The following is a 20,442-nucleotide window of genomic DNA, read 5'->3' as shown; positions in this document are numbered from 1 at the left end:
TCTGGTCTCTCTGTAGGAATACTTGGTAATAGCTTTGATTAAATGACAAAGTCTACCAGATTGGGCTCTCGGCGCATGGTTGTTTTCCTGCTCCATGGTTACAATGATTAACAGATATCACAAATCAGCTGCCCGCCTTGAGCTCACTCAGGAGATTGCCTATGGCTAGCCAGGAAAGCCTGCCGCTTCGTCGTCTGAAAGAATTTCAGCCGCTGAACCGGCTGACCGATGACCAGTTGGTATTGCTAGCCAGTCGCGCCGAACGCAGATCTCATGGCCCGGGCCAGCGGGTGCTGGAGCGCGGTGTGCGTGATGGTCTGGACTATTTCCTGGTAACCGGCAAGGTCGAGTTGGAATCCGTTGATGGGCGCAAAACGGTTATCGAAGCTGAAACCGATAAAGCTCTGAACCCCATCGCCAGGCTACAGCCAAGAATGTACGAAGTGACGGCGGTAAAGCCATGCGAATTTCTTGTCGTGGAACAGGATGTTCTCAATCAGCTTCTTCGGGCGGCCCCGGTTGCACAGGTAGAGATGGACTCAGGCGAAAGCCACGACAGCGGTGAGAGCGAAGAGCACCACCTTCTGATGAAATTCTATGCTGAGCTCCGCTCGAACCAGCTCAAACTACCCAGTGTTCCCGACGTAGCGTGGAAAGTGCGGCGCATGGTGGGTCGGGACGATACGACGGCAGACCAGGTGGCCAGCGCTGTGTCGGCGGACCCGGCCATGGCAGCCAAGCTGGTGCGGGCCTGTAATAGCCCGCTTTACCGTGGTTTCAGCGACGTGCGCAATGTTCGCGAATCGGTTATTCGGCTGGGTATGAAGACGACTCGCCAGCTTGTAACTGTGTTCTCCATGCGGGAAGTGTTCAAAAGCCGACACCCGTCGCTGCAGCAGGAAATAGAAAAACTCTGGCGACATTCTCGCGAAGTGGCGGCACTTTGCTGGGTGCTGGCGGACCACGCTACCCGTCTGAACCCCGAAGAAGCATTGCTGGCGGGTCTGCTTCATGACATAGGCGTAGTTCCGGTTCTGGTGCAAGCGGAGCACCACGTAAACCTGTTTGCCAACGACACAAATCTACAGAATGCCATCAGTGAACTCCGGGTTGATGTCGGCACCGCTGTCCTGGAGAGCTGGTCGTTCCCGCCGCCTTTCGTTGATGCCGTGCGGTACGCCGAAAATTGGAGTTATGAGAGCCGGGAGCCGGAGCCGCAGCTGGTGGATGTTGTGATTGTGGCGCAACTTCACGCCATGATTGGCTCCAGCCAGAATGAAGGTTTGCCGTCATTCGATGAGGTGCCGGCCTATCGCAGGCTTGGTAATCTTGAGCTCAACGCCTCACGGAGCCTGGAACTTCTGACAGAAGCACGGGCGCGGGTGGATGAAGTTCAACAGTTGCTGTCTGTCCGATGAAGGTTCCGGTCTTTCCGCTCAATTCGGTTGTGTTGCCCGGTGGCAGGATACCACTGCAGCTGTTCGAACCACGCTACATCGATATGCTGACCCGCTGCTTGAAGAGTGATGAGGGTTTTGTCATAACCTTGTTGCGTGATGGCGCTGAGGCCGGTCGGGTGGCGTCTTTTTACGAGACTGGCACATACGTGCGCATTATTGATTTTCAGCAACTGGACAACGGGCTGCTGGGAATTACCGTGGAGGGCGAAACCAAAGTTTCCATTGCCCGCTCCTGGCAGCAGGATGACGGTTTGAATCTTTGTGAGATGGAGTTTCTTCCGGCGGAAGCTCCAGGCAGCATTCCTGTCGCTTTCCATGAGCTGCCATCGGTTTTGCGTGCGCTTTTCCGACACCCGGTTATCCGGGACCTGGGGATGAGCGTGGATTATGAGGATGCCCGGGAGGTCGGCTGGCGGCTGACTGAACTGCTACCCTTGGACAAACAGGAAAAACAGCATCTCATGGAGATACAGGATCCTTTGGAGCGGTTGAACCGTTTGCAGGGATTGCTTGAGGCCCTCGAAGAGGGCTGATTGTTTCAGAATGCCGGTGCGTAGTGCCGTATGACATCTGGCCACGAGTGCCAGATGTAGCATGCGCAGATTGCTAACCAGGTAAGTGCTGCCGAGATGGTTACGGTATCCGGAGCGATAGGAACCCTGTCGAACCTGCTGAAGCTGGCTCTTGTTGCGCCGGTGATCGCCAATCCCAGTAATAACCCCCCTACAATATCGCTGAACCAGTGTACGCCCAGATAAAGCCGGCTAAGGGCTACGGGAATCAGTGGCAACGAGAACAAAATGTAGGTCTGCCAACGCTTGCGATTGCGGGTCTCAGCAGCCACAAAACTGGCCAGTAGGGTGACAAGCACCGTAATGCCTGTTGTATGGCCGCTGGGAAACGCACCGGATGAGGGTGGGTTTATAATCTGATCCGGCCGAGCAACGCCAAAGGCGGCTTTCAAGCTCCACACCAACACAATGGTCATCATGGCAGCCAGCAGAACATGAGCGGCAGCAGCGTAGTGCCCCCGGAATGCCAGTGCCAGACATGCCAGCACCGCTGCAGCAATGAGCAATGGAGGGTCGCCCAGAAGCGTGGCGGCAAGAGCCGGCGCGTCAAGTAACGGTTGGCGTAAGTCGCTGAACCACTGCAGGGCCAGTTGATCGAAAGGGACAATCACGTCCGTCATGGTCGCCAACTGGCCCCAGAGTATAAACAGCGCAAGGGCACCCAAGGCAAGCATTAGCGAGGCCAGCGGAAATTCCCCCTCTTGTGCAGGTCGCTCGTTGGTGTAAAGGCGCCAGAAACGATGAGTGGTCTCATACTGGGCCATTTGCCGCTGAAGCCAGAGGTAGAGGCGGCTCTGGTCGCCAAGGCCAAGTTGGAATCGAAAAATGATCAGGTAGATAAGTGCCAGTATTGCGATGCTGACACCGGTAACCAGGTAAACGTGCGCCGGAGGCTGTACATCACTCGCCATCGCGCTGCCCACCAGAAATCCTGGCAGAACATAGACAGGCGCCCAGCCAATGGCTGACCCGATGTTGAATGCCAGGAAACGCCGCCAGGGCATCAGAAGTGCACCGGCGATCAAGGGTATTACCGGGCGTACGGGCCCTACGAAACGCCCGATAATAACGCTTTTACCACCGTGACTATGAAAGAAGCGCTCGCCCTTGTGGATCAGCTTGGGGTAATGGTTCAGTGGCCACACGCTGGTCAGTCGGCCCTGAAAAAGCCTGCCGATCGCAAAACTCACTGTGTCCCCGGCGATTGCACCCAAGCCAGCCCACGCCAGCACGGGCATCAGCGGCATGCCTATCTGGGCCGCCATGGCGGCAAAGGTGAAAAGAAACGCTACGCCCGGTACAAGAATGCCCGCAATTGCCAGGGACTCAATAAATGCGGTACTGAACAGCGCCAGTGATAACCATCCCGGGTTGGCGCTCAGCCACGCGGTCAGGTCCGTAAGCCAGTCGCCGCTCATGAACCGAATGTTTCTCCCGGGCTGAACCACGCCGAGTCCGCGCCACGCCGACGGGCTTCAAGCATGGCCTGATGCGCACGGTTGCGCAGAGTATCAGTGCGCGTGTCACCGCTGCCCCGCGTTGTGCAGCCCAGGCTTACCGTCGCTTTGCCGATCACCGGCCAGTGGTTTTCGGAAATGGTGCGTCTGATACGTTCAGCAATCACGCGCACGCCTTCCTCCGGGGTGAAAGGCAGGATCAGAAAGAATTCCGAATCATGCAGTGTATACAGTGTGTCTCCGGCACGAATCACGCCAAACAGGTGCTGGGTCATGTTGCAAAACAATCCCTGTATGCCAGGTTTGCCGTGGAGGTCGGCCGCCTCGTCGGCATAATCGATGGTCAGGTTGATCACCGAGAGCGCGTGACCGGTGGCAATTGCACGACTGATTTCTTTCTGCAATGTCTCGTCGAGAAAGCGCGCGTTGTGTGCCCCCGTTACCGGATCGGTAATGGCAAGATCTTCGGCAGACTGTGCCATGTGATCGTAGTGCCATATATAAAGTGCCGCGACAGTCAGAACAATGAGCAGACCACTGACGGCTGTGATGGCATCTGCGGGGGGTTGCTTAACGAACAACAGAATTGCCATGGGTGTAAGCAGAAGCAGCGACAACATAAGCGCATGCCGGAGCGGCAGGATCAGCAAATTAAGCACCAGTAGCGGCATGGCCCAGTGCGTAATGCCGGTGCTGTTCATTGTCAGCATGGCCGCCAGAAGGCCGCTGTTCAGGCCGGAGAGAATAACCAGGTGGCCGGGTGCGGAAAGTTGGTGGCGACGGCTCAGGAGCGTATAAGCAACGCCCGCAAGCGTCAGTATGGCCATGCCGGTAGCCAGGTAGAAAAGCTCGTAAAAACCATAGCGAAGGTTTTGCAGGGCCAATGTAAAAATAAACAGCGTGGCAAGACCGTAGCTAACGCCGTGTGTCCAGGTTCTCAGCCGGGTTTCTGTCATGGCGCAGATCCTTCCGCACGGGGCTGGATTGGGGGAGTGGTTGGTGTCCAGGCGCTGTAGGCCTGAGTCCGGTTGCCTCCTTGTTGTTGAGCGCGACGCAGTGCGTTGGCGGCGCTTTGCTGGAGGCTGTCGGCATCATCGCCAATATTCAGCCCGGCGATGCCGGTGCTGATGGTCAGGTTCAAGCCGTGGGCTTCGAGTAGGGTGCAAAGTCCTTTACGGATAGTTTCAGCCCGGGCGATGGCTTCATGGGTGGCTATGCCCGGTAAAATAACCAGAAACTGCAGGTCTGCCGCCCGGTAATAGGTGTCAAAATCCCGGATCTGGGAGTGCAGAAAACGGCCGATTCTGGGAAGGATCGAGCGGATATCTTCGTCCGGGTCATTGTCACTGGCATGTGCGTCGAGACCGATCATGATGATGGACATATCCGTTCCTTCGCGCTCGCTGCGCTGGATTTCCTTATGCAAGTCTGCAGAGAGATATTCGCGGCTGGCGGCCTGAGTAAGTTCGTCTGTACGCCTCAGGGGCGCCAACTGGCGGGTTTTGTATTCGCGCAGAAATATCAGCACGGCTGAAAGAAGAATGGTTAGCAAAAACGCACTGATCATCTGGTGGCGATCTGCAATGCCTTCTGCCCAGTGAGCGGCGGCCAGGGCCAGAATCACCATGAATACGGTTACCAGGGTTGCGATTCCGCGGGGCACCAGTGCAAATGCAACCAGTACAAGCCCGTAAAGCCAATGGCTGAGTGCCCAGGGGCCAGTCCAGAAGCTGGTCATCAGCAATAGTATCAACGCTGCGAAAAACAGTTTCTGGATGGCTGGCCAAGGGCGGACTCCGCGCCCGGGATGGAAGCTGCGACCGCTTACAATGATACCGGCGACAGCTGCGGCGCTGGCCGCGGTGAGCGGCTCACCAAGCACGGCGCACAGAGCGACAACAACCAGAAAAAAAGCGAGGCTGGCGCGTGATAACCGGTTCAGCAAAAATTTTTCGGCCGTTTGGGCCATGGTATTCGTCCTTTTCGGGGGTTCCCATTGTACCGCAGCGGTATAATATCTGTTTGGGGTGCGTACTTGAAACCGGAAAGGTAAAGTTAGCCTCTTAATCCTGAATTCTGACTGAAAACACATAAGGTAAAGGGATGGATATTGCAGCCTATATGACCGAGGTCGGTCAGCAAGCCCGTGCAGCGGCAACGCTCGTAGCCCGCTCTACGACAGAAACCCGGAACCGCGCGCTGCTGGCCACCGCCGAGGCGCTGGATGCCGCCCGCAGTGAGTTGGCCGCGGCAAATGCCCGCGATCTTGCCAGCGGCAAGGAAAGCGGGTTGGATGCCGCCATGCTGGACCGGCTCGAGCTTACACCTGAGCGTGTTGATACGATGATTGAAGGGCTTCGCCAGGTAGCGTCTTTGCCCGACCCCATCGGAGCAATTACCGATATGACCTATCGCCCCTCCGGAATTCAGGTAGGAAAAATGCGCGTGCCCCTGGGGGTTATAGGCATTATCTATGAATCCCGTCCCAATGTGACCGTTGAGGCTGCAAGCCTCTGCCTCAAGTCCGGCAACGCAACGATCTTGCGCGGTGGCTCCGAGTCTATTCATTCCAATCAGGCTATTGCTTTGTGTTTGGCACGAGGCCTGGCTGACGCAGGCTTGCCGGCATCGGCCGTGCAGGTTGTCAAAACCACCGACCGGGCTGCCGTCGGCGAACTGATTACCATGCCGGAATACGTAGATGTGATTGTTCCCAGAGGCGGCAAGGGGCTGATCGAACGAATCAGCCGGGACGCGCGGGTACCCGTTATCAAGCATCTTGATGGCGTATGCCATGTTTATATCGACAGCCATGCCGATCCTGAAAAGGCATTGAACGTTGCCGTGAATTCCAAAACCCAGCGATACGGCACCTGCAACACCATGGAAACCCTTCTGGTGGACAAGGAAATCGCAGTTGACATGCTGGCGCTGCTGGGCCCGGCTTTTATCGAAAAAGGTGTTGAGCTGCGTGGCTGCGAGCAGACCCGGGAAATCCTCGCAGATATAAACGCTGCCACTGACGCAGACTGGGAGGAAGAATACCTGGCGCCAGTGCTGGCTATTCGCGTGGTTGACGGGCTGGAGGGAGCTATCGAGCACATCAACCGTTACAGCTCCCGACATACCGACAGTATCATCACGGAAAACTACACCCGAGCCAGACGCTTCATTACCGAGGTTGATTCGAGCTCGGTCATGGTCAACGCATCGACCCGCTTTGCAGACGGCTTCGAGTATGGGCTTGGCGCCGAGATTGGCATCTCTACCGACAAAATACACGCCCGCGGCCCGGTTGGGCTCGAGGGGCTGACCTCGCAGAAATACGTAGTGTTTGGCGACGGGCACATTAGGGCCTGATGCCGATGCATGTGATTTATGGCGGAACCTTCGACCCGGTGCATCATGGCCATCTGCGGCTTGCGCTGGAGGTTAGCGAACGGCTCGGACACGTGACGGTCAGTCTGGTGCCTTGCCATGTTCCGCCGCACCGTGGTGAGACTGGAGCAACGGCTGCGCAACGGCTGCGCTTGCTGGAGCTGGCGATTGCCGGTGAAGCTCGCCTGCGTATTGATGACCGCGAACTGCGCCGTGAAGGCGCGTCTTATACAGCGGATACGCTACGCCAACTGCGCAACGAGCTGGGTGCGGATGTGCCGCTGGTGATGGTGGTAGGTACGGACGCGTTTGCTGGTTTTGACCGCTGGAAGGAGTGGCAGCAGATTCCCGGCCTCGCGCACATAATTGTTGTGCGCCGCCCCGGTACCGCGCTGGATCCGCAAGGCGAGCCTGCGCGCCTGGTGGCAGAACGTGGAATTGAAAGTGAAGTAGATGGTGCAGGGGCTCTTTCTGGCCAGGCTTCAGGCCTTATTCTTGAGTTGGACCCGCCCTGGCTTGATATCTCCGCAACTGGCATTCGCGAGCGTATTGGCAGCGGCCGGTCACCCCGTTATCTGATGCCCGAGACGGTCTTGGCGGAGATTCAGCGTATGGGGCTTTATGGGGCATGCCCTGTGACGAACTTTTAGTGTTACAATCGCGTTCGAATATGACTTTTCGGGTGGCCATTCCGGCCGGCACCCGGACAACAGGGTAATTATGCAGGCAGAGCAACTCAAAGATCTGATAGTGAACGCACTTGAAGATGTAAAAGCAAAAGACATCAGCGTTATTGATGTGCGGGATCGTACCAGCGTCACCGACTTCATGGTTCTGGCATCCGGAACATCCAATCGCCACGTTAAATCCCTCGCGGACTCCGTTGTTATTGACGCAAAAGAGCAAGGCGTTCGTGTCGGCAGTGTGGAAGGCAGTGGCGGCAGCGACTGGATTCTTGTGGACATGGGAGACGTTATTGTTCATGTAATGTTGCCGGCGGCCCGTGAGTTTTACGATCTGGAGCGCTTCTGGCGCGATGCACCGGATGTCGGTGCTGCGGGCAGCGAGTAACCGTGCGGTTGCGTCTGATCTGTGTGGGGCAGAAAATGCCCGACTGGGTCAGTAAAGGCTACGACGATTACGCGCGTCGTATGCCTCCGGAAATGCCTCTTGATCTGGTAGAAATTGCCATGCCTCATCGTGGTAAAAATCCTGATATTCCGAGGCTCATGCAGCGCGAAAGCGAGGCAGTGCTGGCCGCCGCGGGGCCCAAGGACAGGGTTGTGGCACTTGAGGTTAATGGCCGTCCCTGGTCTACTGAAACGCTGGCCAGTCAGCTCGAAAGCTGGCAGCAAGACGGCCGTGACGTGAGCTTTCTCGTAGGCGGGCCAGACGGTCTGGCCGAACCTTGCCGCCAACGCGCCGACCAGCAGTGGTCACTTTCTCCTCTTACCTTGCCCCATCCTCTGGTGCGTATCCTTTTGGCGGAGCAGCTTTACAGAGCCTGGTCGATTACCCGCAACCACCCGTACCACCGGGCCTAGGAAACATCCATGCCGTGGGGTGAATTCAAGGATACTGCCGCCGAGCGCAGGCTATTCCAGCGTCGCGCTGTCGTTATGCTGGTCATTGTGTTTCTGCTTTTGGCAGGGCTAATCGCGCGGATGTACCAGCTTCAAGTGGTAGAACACGACATTTACACCACTCTCTCTGATAAAAACCGGGTTCAGGTTCAGTCTGTGCCGCCTCCGCGCGGGCTGGTTTACGATCGGAATCACGTGTTGCTGGCGGAAAATCGCCCGGTGTTCAGTGTGACCGTTGTGCCGGAGAGGGTTGGCGGCATGGATGCGACGCTGGAACAGCTGGTCAGCATTCTCGATGTTTCCGACGAAGATATGGAGCGTTTTCAGCGCCGTCTTCGCGAGCCCCGACGGCCCTTCCAGGAGATTCCGCTACGCTATGACCTCACCGAAGACGAGATTGCGCGGCTGGCTGTGCACCGGCACGAATTGCCCGGTGTGGAAGTGGAAGCAGAGCTGGTCCGCTATTATCCCCACAGCGAGCTGACAGCGCACGCGCTGGGGTTTGTCAGCCGTATTAACCGTGATGAGTTGCAGCGGATTGATCCGGTCAACTACGCGGGTACCAACTACATCGGTAAATCCGGTGTCGAACGGTTTTATGAAGAGCTGCTGCATGGAAAGGTCGGTTATCAGCACGTAGAAACCAACGCGCGGGGCCGTACCTTGAGGGTTCTCGAGCGGGAAAACCCGGTGCCGGGTGAGGATCTGGAGCTGCACATCGACCTGCGCCTGCAGAACCGGGCGCACGAGTTACTTGATGGGCGCCGGGGTGCCATCGTTGCCATTGAGCCCGCAACGGGCGGGATACTCGCCCTTGCCAGCGTCCCTGGTTTTGACGCCAACAAATTTGTGACCGGCATCAGCGTGCCGGACTACCGCGAATTAAGTGAGAGTAAAGACAAGCCTCTGTTTAATCGGGCTTTGCGGGGGCAGTATCCTCCGGGCTCCACGCTCAAGCCCATGCTGGCCATTGCGGCGCTTGATAGCGGTGCTGTGACCAGGGACCACAGCATTTGGGACCCGGGATACTTCCAGATCAACTCTGCGGGTCGCCGTTGGAGGGACTGGAAGCGAGGAGGGCACGGCTGGGTTGATTTGACCTATGCAATGGCTCAGTCCTGTGACGTCTATTTCTATGAAGCGGCTGTGGAAATGGGCGTGGACACCATGGTCAACTATTTGGCTCACTTCGGGTTTGGCGAAGATGCAACTCTGGATGTGTCCGGGGCCTTGAGTGGCCTTCTGCCGTCTCCGGACTGGAAGAGGGCAACGCGGAACGAACCCTGGTACCCCGGCGACACCGTTAATCTCGGGATCGGTCAGGGGTTTATGCTGTCTACGCCACTGCAGCTCGCCACGGCGACAGCGCTGATCGCCAATCGGGGAGAGTGGGTTGAGCCGCGACTGCTGAAAGATATTCAGGGAGACCGCACGCCAGATGAATTTTTGCCGGACGAAACTCACGAGCCTCTGAAGCTTAAAGATCCCAGCAACTGGGAATTTATTGCAGATGCCATGGCCGAAGTGATGCATGGCGTGAAGGGCACCGCACGTGCCGCTGCCCGGGGCGCGTCTTATCGAATGGCCGGGAAAACCGGCACGGCCCAGGTATTCAGCCTTGCAGAAGATGAAGAATACGATGCCGAAGAGGTTCGGGAGCGGTTGCGCGACCACGCCCTGTTTGTCGGCTTCGCGCCTTTGGAGAACCCGCAGATCGCCGTTGCGGTGATTGTTGAGAACGGAGGCGGCGGCAGCAGTACCGCAGCCCCTGTTGCCCGGGCCCTTTTCGATGCCTGGTTACTGGAATTTTCTGCGACTGGCGACGGCGCGCTGGTTAGCAAAACCGATTTTGAGAACGAGGCGCGCTGATGGCCACCCGGGAAGTGTTCAGTTCAACTGCCAGCAACCCCCTCGGTCGCCCGAGAGGATTGTGGTCGGCCCTGCACCTGGATCCTATTCTGCTTTTCCTGCTTCTCGCGCTGGTCTCTGGCGGATTGTTTGTACTTTACAGTGGCGCAGACCGCAATTTTGATGTGGTTAAGGCACAAGGTGTGCGTTTTGGCGTTGCCTTCATGGTGATGCTGGTTTTCGCCCAGCTCGATCCCTCTGTATTCCGGCGCTGGGCGCCTTGGCTGTATGGTCTGGGCCTGCTCGGTTTGATCGCTGTATTGTTTGTTGGTGTTGGCGCTAAAGGTGCGCAGCGCTGGCTGGCGCTGCCTGGGCTGCCACGGTTTCAGCCGTCAGAGTTTATGAAGCTGGCCGTGCCCATGATGGCTGCCTGGTATCTGTCGCGGTATTTTTTGCCGCCGAGACTGTCCCGCATCGGTGTGGGTCTGGCGATTGTGCTGCTCCCCATGGTCCTGATTGTGAAACAGCCGGATCTCGGAACGTCGCTTCTGGTGGGTATGGCCGGGTTGTTCGTAGTGTTTTTTGCGGGCATGAGCTGGAAGCTGATCAGTGCCTTTTTTGTGATGGTTTCCGTCGCAGCGCCGGTAATGTGGTTTTTTGGAATGCGGGACTATCAAAAGCAGCGTGTGCTGACAATGCTTGACCCCCAAAGTGATCCATTGGGTGCTGGCTGGAATATTATCCAGTCCAAAACTGCCATTGGCTCCGGTGGTTTTGATGGCAAGGGGTGGCTTCAAGGCACTCAGTCGCATCTTGAATTTCTTCCTGAAAGCCATACGGATTTTATCGTAGCTGTATTGGCGGAAGAGTTCGGGTTTATCGGTATTCTGGTGCTGCTCAGCGTGTACTTTCTGATTATTCTGCGATGTCTCTTTATTGCGGTCACCGCTCAGGATTCATTCAGCAGGCTGGTAGCCGGCGCACTGACCATGACTTTTTTCATTTATGTGTTTGTAAATGTCGGCATGGTGAGCGGGCTGCTGCCTGTTGTCGGCGTGCCCTTGCCACTGGTTTCCTACGGCGGTACCTCAACCGTCACGCTGATGGCGGCCTTTGGCATATTAATGTCCATACACACCCATCGCAGGATGATCACGGCCTGATGTCAGGCCGGTAATGGTGATACCTATAGCGAACCCGTTACAATGGTATGTGTCGCGATGTTTCATGTATCTGGCGGCACGTATTTCAGAGGACGTCCCGACAGTGGTATCAAATTATTTACATTTATGGCTGATGGTATCGGCAGCTTCGGTACTGACCGGTTGCGCATCGTCTCCGACATCGGCGCCGGCCGGAACCGATCATTCATCGCGTTATACGATTACCCAGGACAGAGCGCCCACGGGAAACTTTGATGTATCCGGGTTGTCAGATGCCGTACCCGTATACCAGGCGCCGGTCAGGGCCGGAAATAAATCGTCTTATACGGTTTGGGGCAAACATTATAACGTAATGGACAGTAACGACGGTTATGTCGCCCGCGGCACTGCAAGCTGGTATGGCGAAAAGTTTCATGGCCACAAAACGTCTAACGGCGAGATCTTCGACATGTATGAGATGTCTGCCGCCCATAAATCCCTGAGGATTCCGGGATACGCAAGAGTGACCAATCTGGATAATGGCCGCACAGTGATCGTTCGGGTTAATGATCGAGGGCCGTTTCATGGAGATCGATTGATCGACTTGTCCTATGCGGCCGCCAAGAAACTGGGTTATCAGTCGCGCGGAACCGCCCGGGTAGAGGTAGCATCGATTACGGTCAAGCCTGATGGCAGTATGTTCATTGCTGGCCAGCCCTTTGCGCCCGATGGGCAGCCGACTGTTCAGCCCGTTCCAGGGACCGACGATGCTGTGGCCGCAAACGATCGGCAGGATGCCAACGGCGGCCTGTTTGTCCAGCTGGGTTCGTTCAGCAGTCGTGACCCCGCAGAGAAACTGCAGGTTCGAGCCAGTAGCGTGCTCAACAGCTCTCTAGATAACCCCGTGCGGGTGCGTTCCGTAGACACCGCTTCCGGGCGTTTTCACCGGGTACAGGTTGGGCCGTTTCAGGATGAGGGCAGTGCGCGCAAGACCCAGAGCCTGCTGGAAGCACGAGGGTTTTCGCAGTCAATTGTAATGACCGACTCTCACTGAGCGTCAGGCCAGACATAAAAAACACACTTAACGACGAATGAATGGACCCATGGCACTAAAATCAGTTTTTCGCTCGCTCTCCTTTATCTCAGCGTCTCTCGCGTTTGTGTTGATGCTTTCAGTATCAACCAACGCCATGTCCCAGACAGTGCTGATTCCGTCTCCGCCACAGATTGCTGGCAGTTCTTACGTGCTCATGGATCCGAAAAGTGGTCGCATTATTATGGAGCAGAACAGTAACGAGCGGCTGCCACCGGCCAGTCTGACCAAAATGATGACGGCCTATATTGTCGAGCGTGAGCTGGACGAGGGGCGGATCAACATGTCCGACATGGTCCCCATCAGCGTAAAGGCCTGGAAAACAGAAGGTTCCCGTACGTTTGTCAAAGAAGGCACCAGCGTATCCGTAGAGGATCTTCTCAAAGGCGTCATCATCCAGTCCGGTAACGATGCATCGGTTGCGCTGGCGGAATTTGTTGCCGGCAGTGAGGGAGCGTTCGTTGATATCATGAACCAGCAGGCTCAGCTACTGGGCATGAAGGACACCCACTTCGAGAACGCCACGGGCCTGCCTGCTCCTGATCACTTTTCCACCGCGTATGATCTGGCCGTTCTGGCCCGTGCAATTATTAACGACTACCCGGAAAACTATCCGATCTACGCGGAGAAACACTTTACTTACAACAATATCCGGCAGCCTAACCGCAACAGCTTGCTGTGGCGCGATGACAGTGTTGATGGCCTGAAAACCGGCCATACGGAAGAAGCCGGGTATTGCCTTGTTGCTTCTGCGAAACGCAACGATACCCGCTTCATCGCCACGGTTATGGGCACCAGCAGTTCACAGTCGCGGTCCCAGGAAATTCAGAAAATGCTGAACTACGGGTTCCGCTACTTCGAGAGCGAGCGGTTGTTCCGCGCCGGCCAGGAACTGATAGAAGCCGAGGTATGGGGCGGTCAGTCAGATCAGCTCTCTGTAGGCATGCTTGAAGACGCTTTTGTAACCATTCCCCGCGGATCCCGTGACAGCCTGGAGTCCACGGTGGATCTGGATGCGGTGATCAAGGCGCCGGTTCAGGCCGGTGATGAGCTCGGGCGTGTGAAGGTATCGTTTAACGGCGAGGTGCTGATAGACCAGCCTGTGCTGGCGCTGACAGACGTCCCCGAGGGTGGCCTGTTCAAACGCATCTGGGATGCTATCAAGCTGTTTTTTATTCAGTTATTTTAGTGAGGGCGAACTGGCCCGGGAGTGAAACGGCATGAGTGAGCCGAAAGCACCAAAAATTGAATTTCCCTGCGACTATGCCATCAAGGTGATCGGTGATTCCGCACCGGATTTCCGGGAGGTTGTCCTGGGGATTATTGAGCAGCACGCACCAGGAGTCTGTGAAGCCGATATTACGGTTAACGACAGCAGCAGGGGGCGGTTCTGCTCGATCCGGCTGACCATCGCAGCCACCGGCGAGCCGCAATTAAAAGCCTTGTTCGAAGACCTCAAGGCCAGTGGCCGCGTGCACATGGTGTTGTAAGCCTGATGTCTGAACTGATAGTGAGGTCACTGGGGCAGCAGCCCTATCTGGAAACCTGGGAGGCTATGAAAAGCTTCACGGCGGACAGAGGCGACAGCACAACCGATGAGCTCTGGTGCCTTGAACACCCGCGGGTGTATACGCAGGGTCAGGCGGGCAAAGCCGAACATATTCTGGCGCCCGGCGACATTCCGGTGATTCCGGTGGACCGGGGGGGGCAGGTAACTTACCACGGCCCAGGGCAGTTGGTAGTTTATCTGATGATCAACCTGTCTCGCCGCAGGATGGGGGTGAGGGCGCTGGTTGATGTTATTGAGCAGTCTCTTGTTGGCACGTTGGCCGAGCTCGGCATTACCGCGGAACCCCGGCCAGACGCGCCGGGCGTTTACGTCGGTGACGCGAAAATCGCGTCCCTCGGGCTTAGGGTACGGCGTGGATGCTCCTTTCATGGTCTGGCGCTGAATGTCCACATGGATATGGAACCCTTTCGAAGGATCAACCCCTGTGGCTATGCCGGCTTGGCCATGTGCCAAGTCAGCGATTTTGTTGCCACTGCGCCCATTGATGATATTGAAAAGCGCCTGGCGGCCCAACTGGTTGTGGGTCTGGGCGATATCGCAGTAAGTTATCGTGAGGGCTGGGGGAATTAAGCGGACGCGCCATCCCGATGCGCGCAAACACGGTTGTGCCCGAGAGTTTTTGCACGATACAGAGCTTCATCTGAACGTTGAAGCAGCTTGTCGACAGATTCTGATCCTCTGATAATTGCCACTCCAGTGCTTACCGTGCAATGCACGGGCTTCTCCCCGACCGAGTGAACGCCATGCGAAAAATGCCAGTAGCGGCACGGCGGCAATGCTCAGCCAGTTAATCAGAACAGGGATGGGTATGTCGCCCTTGACCCGAAACTGCGATTGCTCTTGGGCCGGGATATCAGGTGCGGTATTCGACATAGGTTGAACGGGTTCTTTTGATAGTAATCAGGGCATTTCTGGATGCGTGGAGCAGATATAAACTGGCTGCGGTTAATAAGCAATGGCCGCTTGGCCGGGAAATACCGGTCGAATCCGGTAGGTCAGGTAGTTACAGTGTCCGTATAATGGTCGAAGCCGCCTGGTGCTGTTACGTTAAAGGGATCAAATCAGCGATTCATTCAGGGTGGTTAAATTCTCCGATTCAGACAGGTTATACATGTCTTCCAGACGCCCAGGTAAATCAGTCTCCCGCATCAAGACCGGCAGCTTCGAACGTCGGCTGAGCCTGACTCGCGCAGGGCTCTTTGCAGGAACACGAATGGCTTCGCACATGGCCACCAACTGGTTCAGCAGCAAGGAAGCCCGGGATGAGCGCCACCGTGCCATGCTCTCCAAACAGGCCCGTTTTCTGGTACATGAGTTGGGCAAGCTGAAAGGCAGTGTGGTCAAAATCGGCCAGGTAATGGCGCTTTACGGTGAACATTTCCTGCCTGAAGAAGTCACTGAAGCATTGCATACCCTGGAAGACCAGACCACATCCCTTGAGTGGTCTGCCATAGAGCGTGTGCTCAAGGCAGAGCTGGGCAGCGAGCAACTGGCAGAGCTGGATATAGATATAGAGCCAATCGGGGCAGCCTCCCTCGGGCAGGTACATCGCGCCGTTCGGCGCAGCGATGGCCTGGAACTCGTGCTCAAGGTTCAGTACCCCGGTGTTGCAGATGCTGTAGACAGCGATCTGAATGCGGTGGCGCAATTGCTCAGAGTGGCGCGATTGGTGAGTTTTGGGCCTGAGTTTGAAGACTGGCTGGAAGAAGTCAGGCAGATGATGCACAGAGAGGTCGATTATCGCCTGGAAGCGCGCACCACCGAGAAGTTTCGCCAGATGCTCTTAGATGATCCACGTTTTATAGTTCCCCGGGTGCTGCCGGAGTATTCCTCTGCCCAGGTGATCGCCTCGACTTACGAACATGGCCACTCTGTCAATTCTGTCCTGGTGCGTGACTTGTCGCTTGAGCGCCGCAGCGATCTGGGCAAGGCGGCTCTGGAGCTTTTTTTCCGGGAGTTGTTCGTTTGGGGCGAGATCCAGACAGACCCCAACTTCGGGAACTACCGCATTCGGATTGCCGGAGAAGACGGTAAAGGCGCGGAGCATGATCGCATCGTGCTGCTGGACTTCGGCGCGGTACAGATCTACTCAAGAGAGTTTCTTGACCCGGTAATCCAGATGATCAAGGGCTCTTACGAGGATGATCTTGATGCCGTGATCGACGGAGGGGTGAAACTGCGTTTCATGAGCACAGACTGGCCGAAGGAGGTGCTGGAAACGTTTGGGCAGGTGTGTATGTCTGTTCTGGAGCCCTTGTCCAGTGATCACGGAAGCTGGCCAGACTACGCTGTAAACAGTAAAGGTCAGTACCGCTGGAAGCAAAGTGATCTGCCATCGAGAGTGGCCCGGCAGGCGGCTCGGTCAGCCATAAGCCGCTACTTCCGGGTGCCGCCCAGTGAATTTGTATTTCTCAACCGCAAACTCATTGGGGTGTATACCTTTATTGCCGTGCTTTACTCGGAGTTCAATGGCGAACCCTTGCTGCGCAAGTACCTTTACGGTGAGGGCGATGATATGCCTGATGCTTCAGCGACCAGCCAGATCACAAAGGCATAGCGCAGCCCTTTACCGATACCCACAAGCACAATGAAGTTCAGCCAAGGCACGCGCATGATTCCGCCGACCAGTGTCAGCGCGTCGCCACCCAGGGGCAGCCAGCCCAGAAGCAAAGACCACTGGCCGTAACGGTTGAAGCTGTTCCTGGCTTTATGCAGCTGTGTCTCGCTCAGGGGAAACCAGCGTTTGTGTTTGAAGCGGTCCACCTGCCTGCCAATGACGCCATTAACCACAGACCCCAGAGTGTTACCAAGCGTGGCCCAGAACCACAGCCACAGCATAGGGTATCCCTGAACAACCAGCGTGCCTGTCAGTATTTCCGAATACGCCGGCAGCAGCGTGGCTGCGGCAAAAGAGGTCAGAAACAGTGTCAGGTAGACCACGAAGTTCTCCTTGTGGTGATGGGGATTTGCTCCTTTCGGTAAGCGAAAAGGCTCTATGTATGATCCGGTACTATGGCGGCCATTCAAAGCATCAATTTTTAATAGTCCGTAAACATGTCATCATGATTCAAAGATTTTTAACACCCCTTTTGCACAACCCTTTTTACACTCCCGGGAATCGCTCCGGGACAACTATTCGGGAGGTTTTATGGAGCAGGTAACGATTTACGGCCGTTCAAGTTGCGGGTTCTGCGTGCGCGCAAAGAGCCTGTGCGAGTCTCGCAACATGCCGTATACCTGGGTCGACATGATCGAACATGATATGACGAAGGCAGACATTGCTGACAAGATTGGCCGCCCTGTCCATACCGTTCCCCAAATTCTTGTGGGTGACAGGTACATTGGCGGTTATGACGAGTTTTCCGCTTACGTGCGTGCACTGGAAGCGGAAAAAGCTCACTGAGCCACGTTTTGAAGATGTAAAAAGGCCCTGCAGAAAAACCGCTGCAGGGCCTTTTTCGGATGGCCCAAAATGCAGTGGGCGATGGAGTATTGCTCAGAACTGAAAGTCGGTTTTCAGTTTCTTTTCTGTCAAAGTGTTTTTCAGCTTCGCAACCCGGGGTAAACCGTTGTCAAACGGAGGGAAGCTCTCACCGGCAATCAGCGGCTCAAGGTAATCCCGGCAGTCTTTTGTAATACCGAAGCCATCATCAGTGATGTAATGGATCGGCATTTTCTTTTCCTGGTTGGCCACCTCACTGAGGGGGGCTTCGCCAATTTTCCAGATGTAGGGCTTTGCCTGCACACGCACGATGGTGGGCATAACGGCCTGTTTGCCAGCCAAGGCCATTTCCACGGCAGCCTTGCCAACGGCGTAAGCTTGCTCAACGTCCGTTGCAGAAGCGATGTGACGCGCGCTGCGCTGCAGGTAATCTGCTACCGCCCAGTGGTATTTGTGCCCGAGTGCCTGTTTGACCATGTTGGCCAGTGCTGGTGCTACGCCGCCCAGCTGCGTGTGCCCAAAGGCATCTTTCGCGCCGGCATCTGCCAGAAACCGGCCGTCTTCGTACTGAGCACCTTCCGAGGCCACCACCACGCAGTAACCATATTCTTTCACGCAGAACTCAACTCGCGCCAGAAACGCTTCGCGGTTAAACGGAATTTCCGGGAACAGGATAATATGGGGCGGCTCGCCTTCGCTCTGACCAGCCAGGCCGCCAGAAGCGGCAATCCAGCCGGCGTGGCGACCCATCACTTCAAGAATGAACACCTTGGTGGAGGTTTCGCACATGGATTGGATATCCAGGCTGGCTTCCAGTGTAGAGGTGGCAATGTACTTGGCGACAGAGCCAAAACCCGGGCAGCAGTCCGTAAACGGCAGGTCGTTATCTACGGTTTTGGGAACACCAATACAGGTAATGGGGTAGCCCATCTTCTCGCCCATCTGTGAGACTTTGTAGGCTGTATCCTGGGAGTCACCACCACCGTTGTAGAAGAAGTAGCCAATATCGTGGGCGCGGAACACCTCGATAAGACGCTCGTATTCGCGGCGGTTTTCTGAAAAGTTTTTCAGTTTATGGCGGCAAGAGCCGAAAGCACCGCCCGGAGTGTGGATCAGCTCCTGAATGGATTTATCACTTTCGAGACTGGTATCAATCAGTTCCTCGTTCAGTGCGCCCAGAATGCCGTTGCGCCCGGCAAAGACTTTGCCAATTTTGTCCGGATGCTGGCGGGCGGTCTGGATAACCCCGCAGGCACTGGCATTGATGACGGCGGTAACACCGCCGGACTGAGCGTAGAATGCGTTCTTGATGGCCATCTCGGGGTGGAGTCTCCTGCAGTTTCAATAATGGCGCAGATGATACGCCAAATGCTGACGATTTTCATGGCAAGAAATGCGGAGGGCTTTGTTCTTGACGTCTTGACGGAGTGAGGTGGATACGGGAGGCTTGTCGGGTTTAAACGCAGAGGACAGTCGGCGAATGCATATTCATATCCTGGGGATTTGTGGCACATTTATGGGCAGCCTGGCTGTTCTGGCAAGGGAGCTTGGCCATACGGTTACAGGCTCTGATCAGGGTGTCTATCCGCCCATGAGTACCCAGTTAGAGGCGCAGGGTATCAGCCTGATGGACGGTTTCCGTGCTGAGCATCTGCAGCCGAAGCCCGACCTGGTGCTGATTGGCAACGCCATGTCCCGGGGTAACCCCGAGGTAGAGGCGGTACTGAATCACAACATTGATTATATGTCCGGCCCCGAGTGGTTGGCCCGGGAAGTGCTCAGGCATCGCTGGGTTATGGCTGTGGCGGGCACCCACGGTAAAACCACTACCACCGCTATGCTGCTCTGGATTCTTGATCAGGCAGGGCTTGCGCCGGGTTACCTGGTGGGTGGTGTACCCAAAGACTTTTCGGTATCGGCCAGCCTCGGGAACAGTGACTTTTTCGTCATTGAAGCGGATGAGTACGACAGTGCCTTCTTCGACAAACGCTCCAAGTTCATCCATTACCGCCCGCATACTTTGATTCTGAACAACCTTGAGTTTGATCACGCCGACATCTTTGACAACGTCGAAGCGATTGAGCGTCAGTTCCATCATCTGGTTCGCACGGTTCCGTCTCAGGGGCTGATAATCCGCCCGAGCCTGGATGCGCACCTGGATAAAGCGCTGGCTATGGGATGCTGGAGCCCGGTTCAGGGTATAGCGATTGGTAGCGAGATAGCGGGTGCCGCCGACTGGCGCGCCGAACTGCTGTCTGAGGATGGTAGCCGGTTTATGGTTATCCACCATGAGCAACCAGTTGCTGTCGTGAAGTGGAGCCAGACCGGTATGCATAACGTTCGCAACGCTTTGGCAGCTATTGCGGCGGCAAGGCACGTGGGCGTAACGCCGGACCATGCGGTAGCCGCGCTGTGCCGGTTCTCTGGTGTAAAGCGCCGTATGGAACTGCTTGCGGATATCGGCGGGGTGCGTGTCTACGACGATTTTGCCCACCACCCCACGGCAATAGCGACCACGCTGGACGGCTTGCGTAATCAGGTGGGGGAGGAGCCGATTATCGCCCTCATCGAACCCCGTTCCAACACGATGAAGCAGGGTGTTCATCAGCATACGTTACTGCCAAGTGCAGCTTTGGCAGACAGGGTCTATTGGGCCAATCTGAACAACATGGACTGGTTGCCGGAGCTGGTGTCAGCGTGGCAATCGGATAATCCGGAATCCGGGCAACACAGTGTTGAATCGACCACAGAGGCGCTGACTGACCGGGTGATGGCAAGCCTGCCAAGTCCCTGCCACATTGTTATCATGAGCAACGGCGGTTTTGGTGGCATTCACGGTAAGCTCGTCGCAGAACTTGAACGTATCCATGGCTGATCCGGCACTCAGGGAACCATAA

General features: G+C 56.1%; 22 protein-coding genes. 15 read left to right on the top strand and 7 right to left on the bottom strand.

The features are described 5' to 3' along the window. The first annotated feature begins 161 nt into the window (after positions 1-161). Together ACN0V1_RS17225 and ACN0V1_RS17220 are read left to right on the top strand one after the other, a co-directional pair. On the top strand, positions 162-1,418 hold the full coding sequence (locus ACN0V1_RS17225) for an HDOD domain-containing protein (RefSeq protein ID WP_417546174.1): 1,257 nt from the start codon (positions 162-164) through the stop codon (positions 1,416-1,418). Continuing rightward, complete coding sequence (locus tag ACN0V1_RS17220) at positions 1,415-1,993, top strand: LON peptidase substrate-binding domain-containing protein (RefSeq protein WP_417546173.1); 579 nt, start codon at positions 1,415-1,417, stop codon at positions 1,991-1,993. The genes ACN0V1_RS17225 and ACN0V1_RS17220 overlap by 4 nt, the downstream gene beginning before the upstream one ends. A gap of 5 nt (positions 1,994-1,998) precedes the next feature. Here the strand turns inward: ACN0V1_RS17220 and ACN0V1_RS17215 are convergent, their stop codons facing one another. From ACN0V1_RS17215 to ACN0V1_RS17205, 3 genes are read right to left on the bottom strand one after another with little or no spacing between them, the layout of a single operon-like run. Beyond that, positions 1,999-3,450, bottom strand: a complete 1,452-nt coding sequence (locus ACN0V1_RS17215; protein WP_417546172.1) for a bifunctional DedA family/phosphatase PAP2 family protein — start codon at positions 3,448-3,450, stop codon at positions 1,999-2,001. Next, positions 3,447-4,445, bottom strand: a complete 999-nt coding sequence (locus ACN0V1_RS17210) for a GGDEF domain-containing protein (RefSeq protein WP_417546171.1) — start codon at positions 4,443-4,445, stop codon at positions 3,447-3,449. Before ACN0V1_RS17210 ends, ACN0V1_RS17215 begins: the two co-directional genes overlap by 4 nt. Continuing rightward, positions 4,442-5,458 (bottom strand): GGDEF domain-containing protein, encoded by a 1,017-nt coding sequence (locus tag ACN0V1_RS17205; protein ID WP_417546170.1) that lies wholly within the window; start codon positions 5,456-5,458, stop codon positions 4,442-4,444. The genes ACN0V1_RS17210 and ACN0V1_RS17205 overlap by 4 nt, the downstream gene beginning before the upstream one ends. Positions 5,459-5,592: 134 nt before the next feature. Between ACN0V1_RS17205 and ACN0V1_RS17200 the strand changes: the two genes are divergently transcribed. The 10 genes from ACN0V1_RS17200 (at position 5,593) to lipB (ending at position 14,673) form a co-directional block, all read left to right on the top strand. Continuing rightward, positions 5,593-6,849 carry a glutamate-5-semialdehyde dehydrogenase gene (locus ACN0V1_RS17200; RefSeq protein WP_417546169.1) on the top strand — a complete coding sequence of 419 codons (1,257 nt, stop codon included), beginning with the start codon at positions 5,593-5,595 and terminating at the stop codon, positions 6,847-6,849. 5 nt (positions 6,850-6,854) lie between these two features. Further along, a complete protein-coding gene (gene nadD, locus ACN0V1_RS17195) occupies positions 6,855-7,517 on the top strand; it encodes a nicotinate-nucleotide adenylyltransferase (RefSeq protein WP_417546168.1) in 663 nt (220 codons plus the stop codon). A 70-nt stretch (positions 7,518-7,587) separates the two neighbouring features. Then, positions 7,588-7,938 (top strand): ribosome silencing factor, encoded by a 351-nt coding sequence (gene rsfS / locus ACN0V1_RS17190; RefSeq protein WP_417546167.1) that lies wholly within the window; start codon positions 7,588-7,590, stop codon positions 7,936-7,938. Positions 7,939-7,940: 2 nt separating this feature from the next. Beyond that, a complete protein-coding gene (rlmH, locus tag ACN0V1_RS17185; RefSeq protein WP_417546166.1) occupies positions 7,941-8,411 on the top strand; it encodes a 23S rRNA (pseudouridine(1915)-N(3))-methyltransferase RlmH in 471 nt (156 codons plus the stop codon). A gap of 9 nt (positions 8,412-8,420) precedes the next feature. Beyond that, positions 8,421-10,319: a penicillin-binding protein 2 gene (gene mrdA / locus ACN0V1_RS17180; protein ID WP_417546165.1), complete on the top strand. Its 1,899-nt coding sequence runs from the start codon at positions 8,421-8,423 to the stop codon at positions 10,317-10,319. Further along, positions 10,319-11,461, top strand: a complete 1,143-nt coding sequence (gene rodA, locus ACN0V1_RS17175) for a rod shape-determining protein RodA (RefSeq protein WP_417546164.1) — start codon at positions 10,319-10,321, stop codon at positions 11,459-11,461. The genes mrdA and rodA overlap by 1 nt, the downstream gene beginning before the upstream one ends. Positions 11,462-11,594: 133 nt before the next feature. Next, complete coding sequence (locus tag ACN0V1_RS17170; RefSeq protein WP_417546219.1) at positions 11,595-12,494, top strand: septal ring lytic transglycosylase RlpA family protein; 900 nt, start codon at positions 11,595-11,597, stop codon at positions 12,492-12,494. Between the two features lie 49 nt (positions 12,495-12,543). Then, positions 12,544-13,722 (top strand): D-alanyl-D-alanine carboxypeptidase family protein, encoded by a 1,179-nt coding sequence (locus tag ACN0V1_RS17165; protein WP_417546163.1) that lies wholly within the window; start codon positions 12,544-12,546, stop codon positions 13,720-13,722. Between the two features lie 31 nt (positions 13,723-13,753). Then, complete coding sequence (locus ACN0V1_RS17160) at positions 13,754-14,023, top strand: YbeD family protein (protein ID WP_417546162.1); 270 nt, start codon at positions 13,754-13,756, stop codon at positions 14,021-14,023. Between the two features lie 5 nt (positions 14,024-14,028). Further along, entirely contained in the window at positions 14,029-14,673 is a 645-nt protein-coding gene (lipB, locus tag ACN0V1_RS17155; protein WP_417546161.1) for a lipoyl(octanoyl) transferase LipB, read from the top strand. Here lipB and ACN0V1_RS17150 read toward each other — a convergent pair. Both ACN0V1_RS17150 and ACN0V1_RS17145 read right to left on the bottom strand, forming a co-directional pair. Further along, complete coding sequence (locus tag ACN0V1_RS17150) at positions 14,670-14,795, bottom strand: hypothetical protein (RefSeq protein ID WP_417546160.1); 126 nt, start codon at positions 14,793-14,795, stop codon at positions 14,670-14,672. The two genes, lipB and ACN0V1_RS17150, sit on opposite strands and share 4 nt — an antisense overlap. Next, positions 14,740-14,976, bottom strand: coding sequence for a hypothetical protein (locus ACN0V1_RS17145; RefSeq protein ID WP_417546222.1), 237 nt, complete (start codon positions 14,974-14,976; stop codon positions 14,740-14,742). Before ACN0V1_RS17145 ends, ACN0V1_RS17150 begins: the two co-directional genes overlap by 56 nt. Positions 14,977-15,214: 238 nt before the next feature. On the opposite strand from ACN0V1_RS17145, the gene ACN0V1_RS17140 reads away from it, so the two are divergent. After that, complete coding sequence (locus ACN0V1_RS17140; protein ID WP_417546159.1) at positions 15,215-16,660, top strand: ABC1 kinase family protein; 1,446 nt, start codon at positions 15,215-15,217, stop codon at positions 16,658-16,660. Here the strand turns inward: ACN0V1_RS17140 and ACN0V1_RS17135 are convergent. After that, entirely contained in the window at positions 16,600-17,043 is a 444-nt protein-coding gene (locus tag ACN0V1_RS17135; protein WP_417546158.1) for a YqaA family protein, read from the bottom strand. The genes ACN0V1_RS17140 and ACN0V1_RS17135 overlap by 61 nt on opposite strands. A 208-nt stretch (positions 17,044-17,251) precedes the next feature. Between ACN0V1_RS17135 and ACN0V1_RS17130 the strand changes: the two genes are divergently transcribed. After that, positions 17,252-17,506 carry a GrxA family glutaredoxin gene (locus ACN0V1_RS17130; protein WP_417546157.1) on the top strand — a complete coding sequence of 85 codons (255 nt, stop codon included), beginning with the start codon at positions 17,252-17,254 and terminating at the stop codon, positions 17,504-17,506. A gap of 93 nt (positions 17,507-17,599) precedes the next feature. Here ACN0V1_RS17130 and ACN0V1_RS17125 read toward each other — a convergent pair whose 3' ends face one another. Further along, the gene (locus ACN0V1_RS17125; protein ID WP_417546156.1) at positions 17,600-18,862 is read right to left on the bottom strand and encodes a 6-phosphofructokinase; all 1,263 of its coding nucleotides are present in this window, start codon (positions 18,860-18,862) and stop codon (positions 17,600-17,602) included. Positions 18,863-19,025: 163 nt separating this feature from the next. Here ACN0V1_RS17125 and mpl point away from each other — a divergent pair, with 163 nt between their 5' ends. Next, positions 19,026-20,420, top strand: coding sequence for a UDP-N-acetylmuramate:L-alanyl-gamma-D-glutamyl-meso-diaminopimelate ligase (mpl, locus tag ACN0V1_RS17120; protein ID WP_417546155.1), 1,395 nt, complete (start codon positions 19,026-19,028; stop codon positions 20,418-20,420). Positions 20,421-20,442 lie beyond the last annotated feature (22 nt).

The organism is Marinobacter sp. (genome assembly GCF_048266785.1).
Classification (GTDB): Bacteria; Pseudomonadota; Gammaproteobacteria; order Pseudomonadales; family Oleiphilaceae; genus Marinobacter.
The sequence above is the reverse complement of the archived record's forward strand: the minus strand, read 5'-3'. Positions and strand labels throughout refer to the sequence as shown.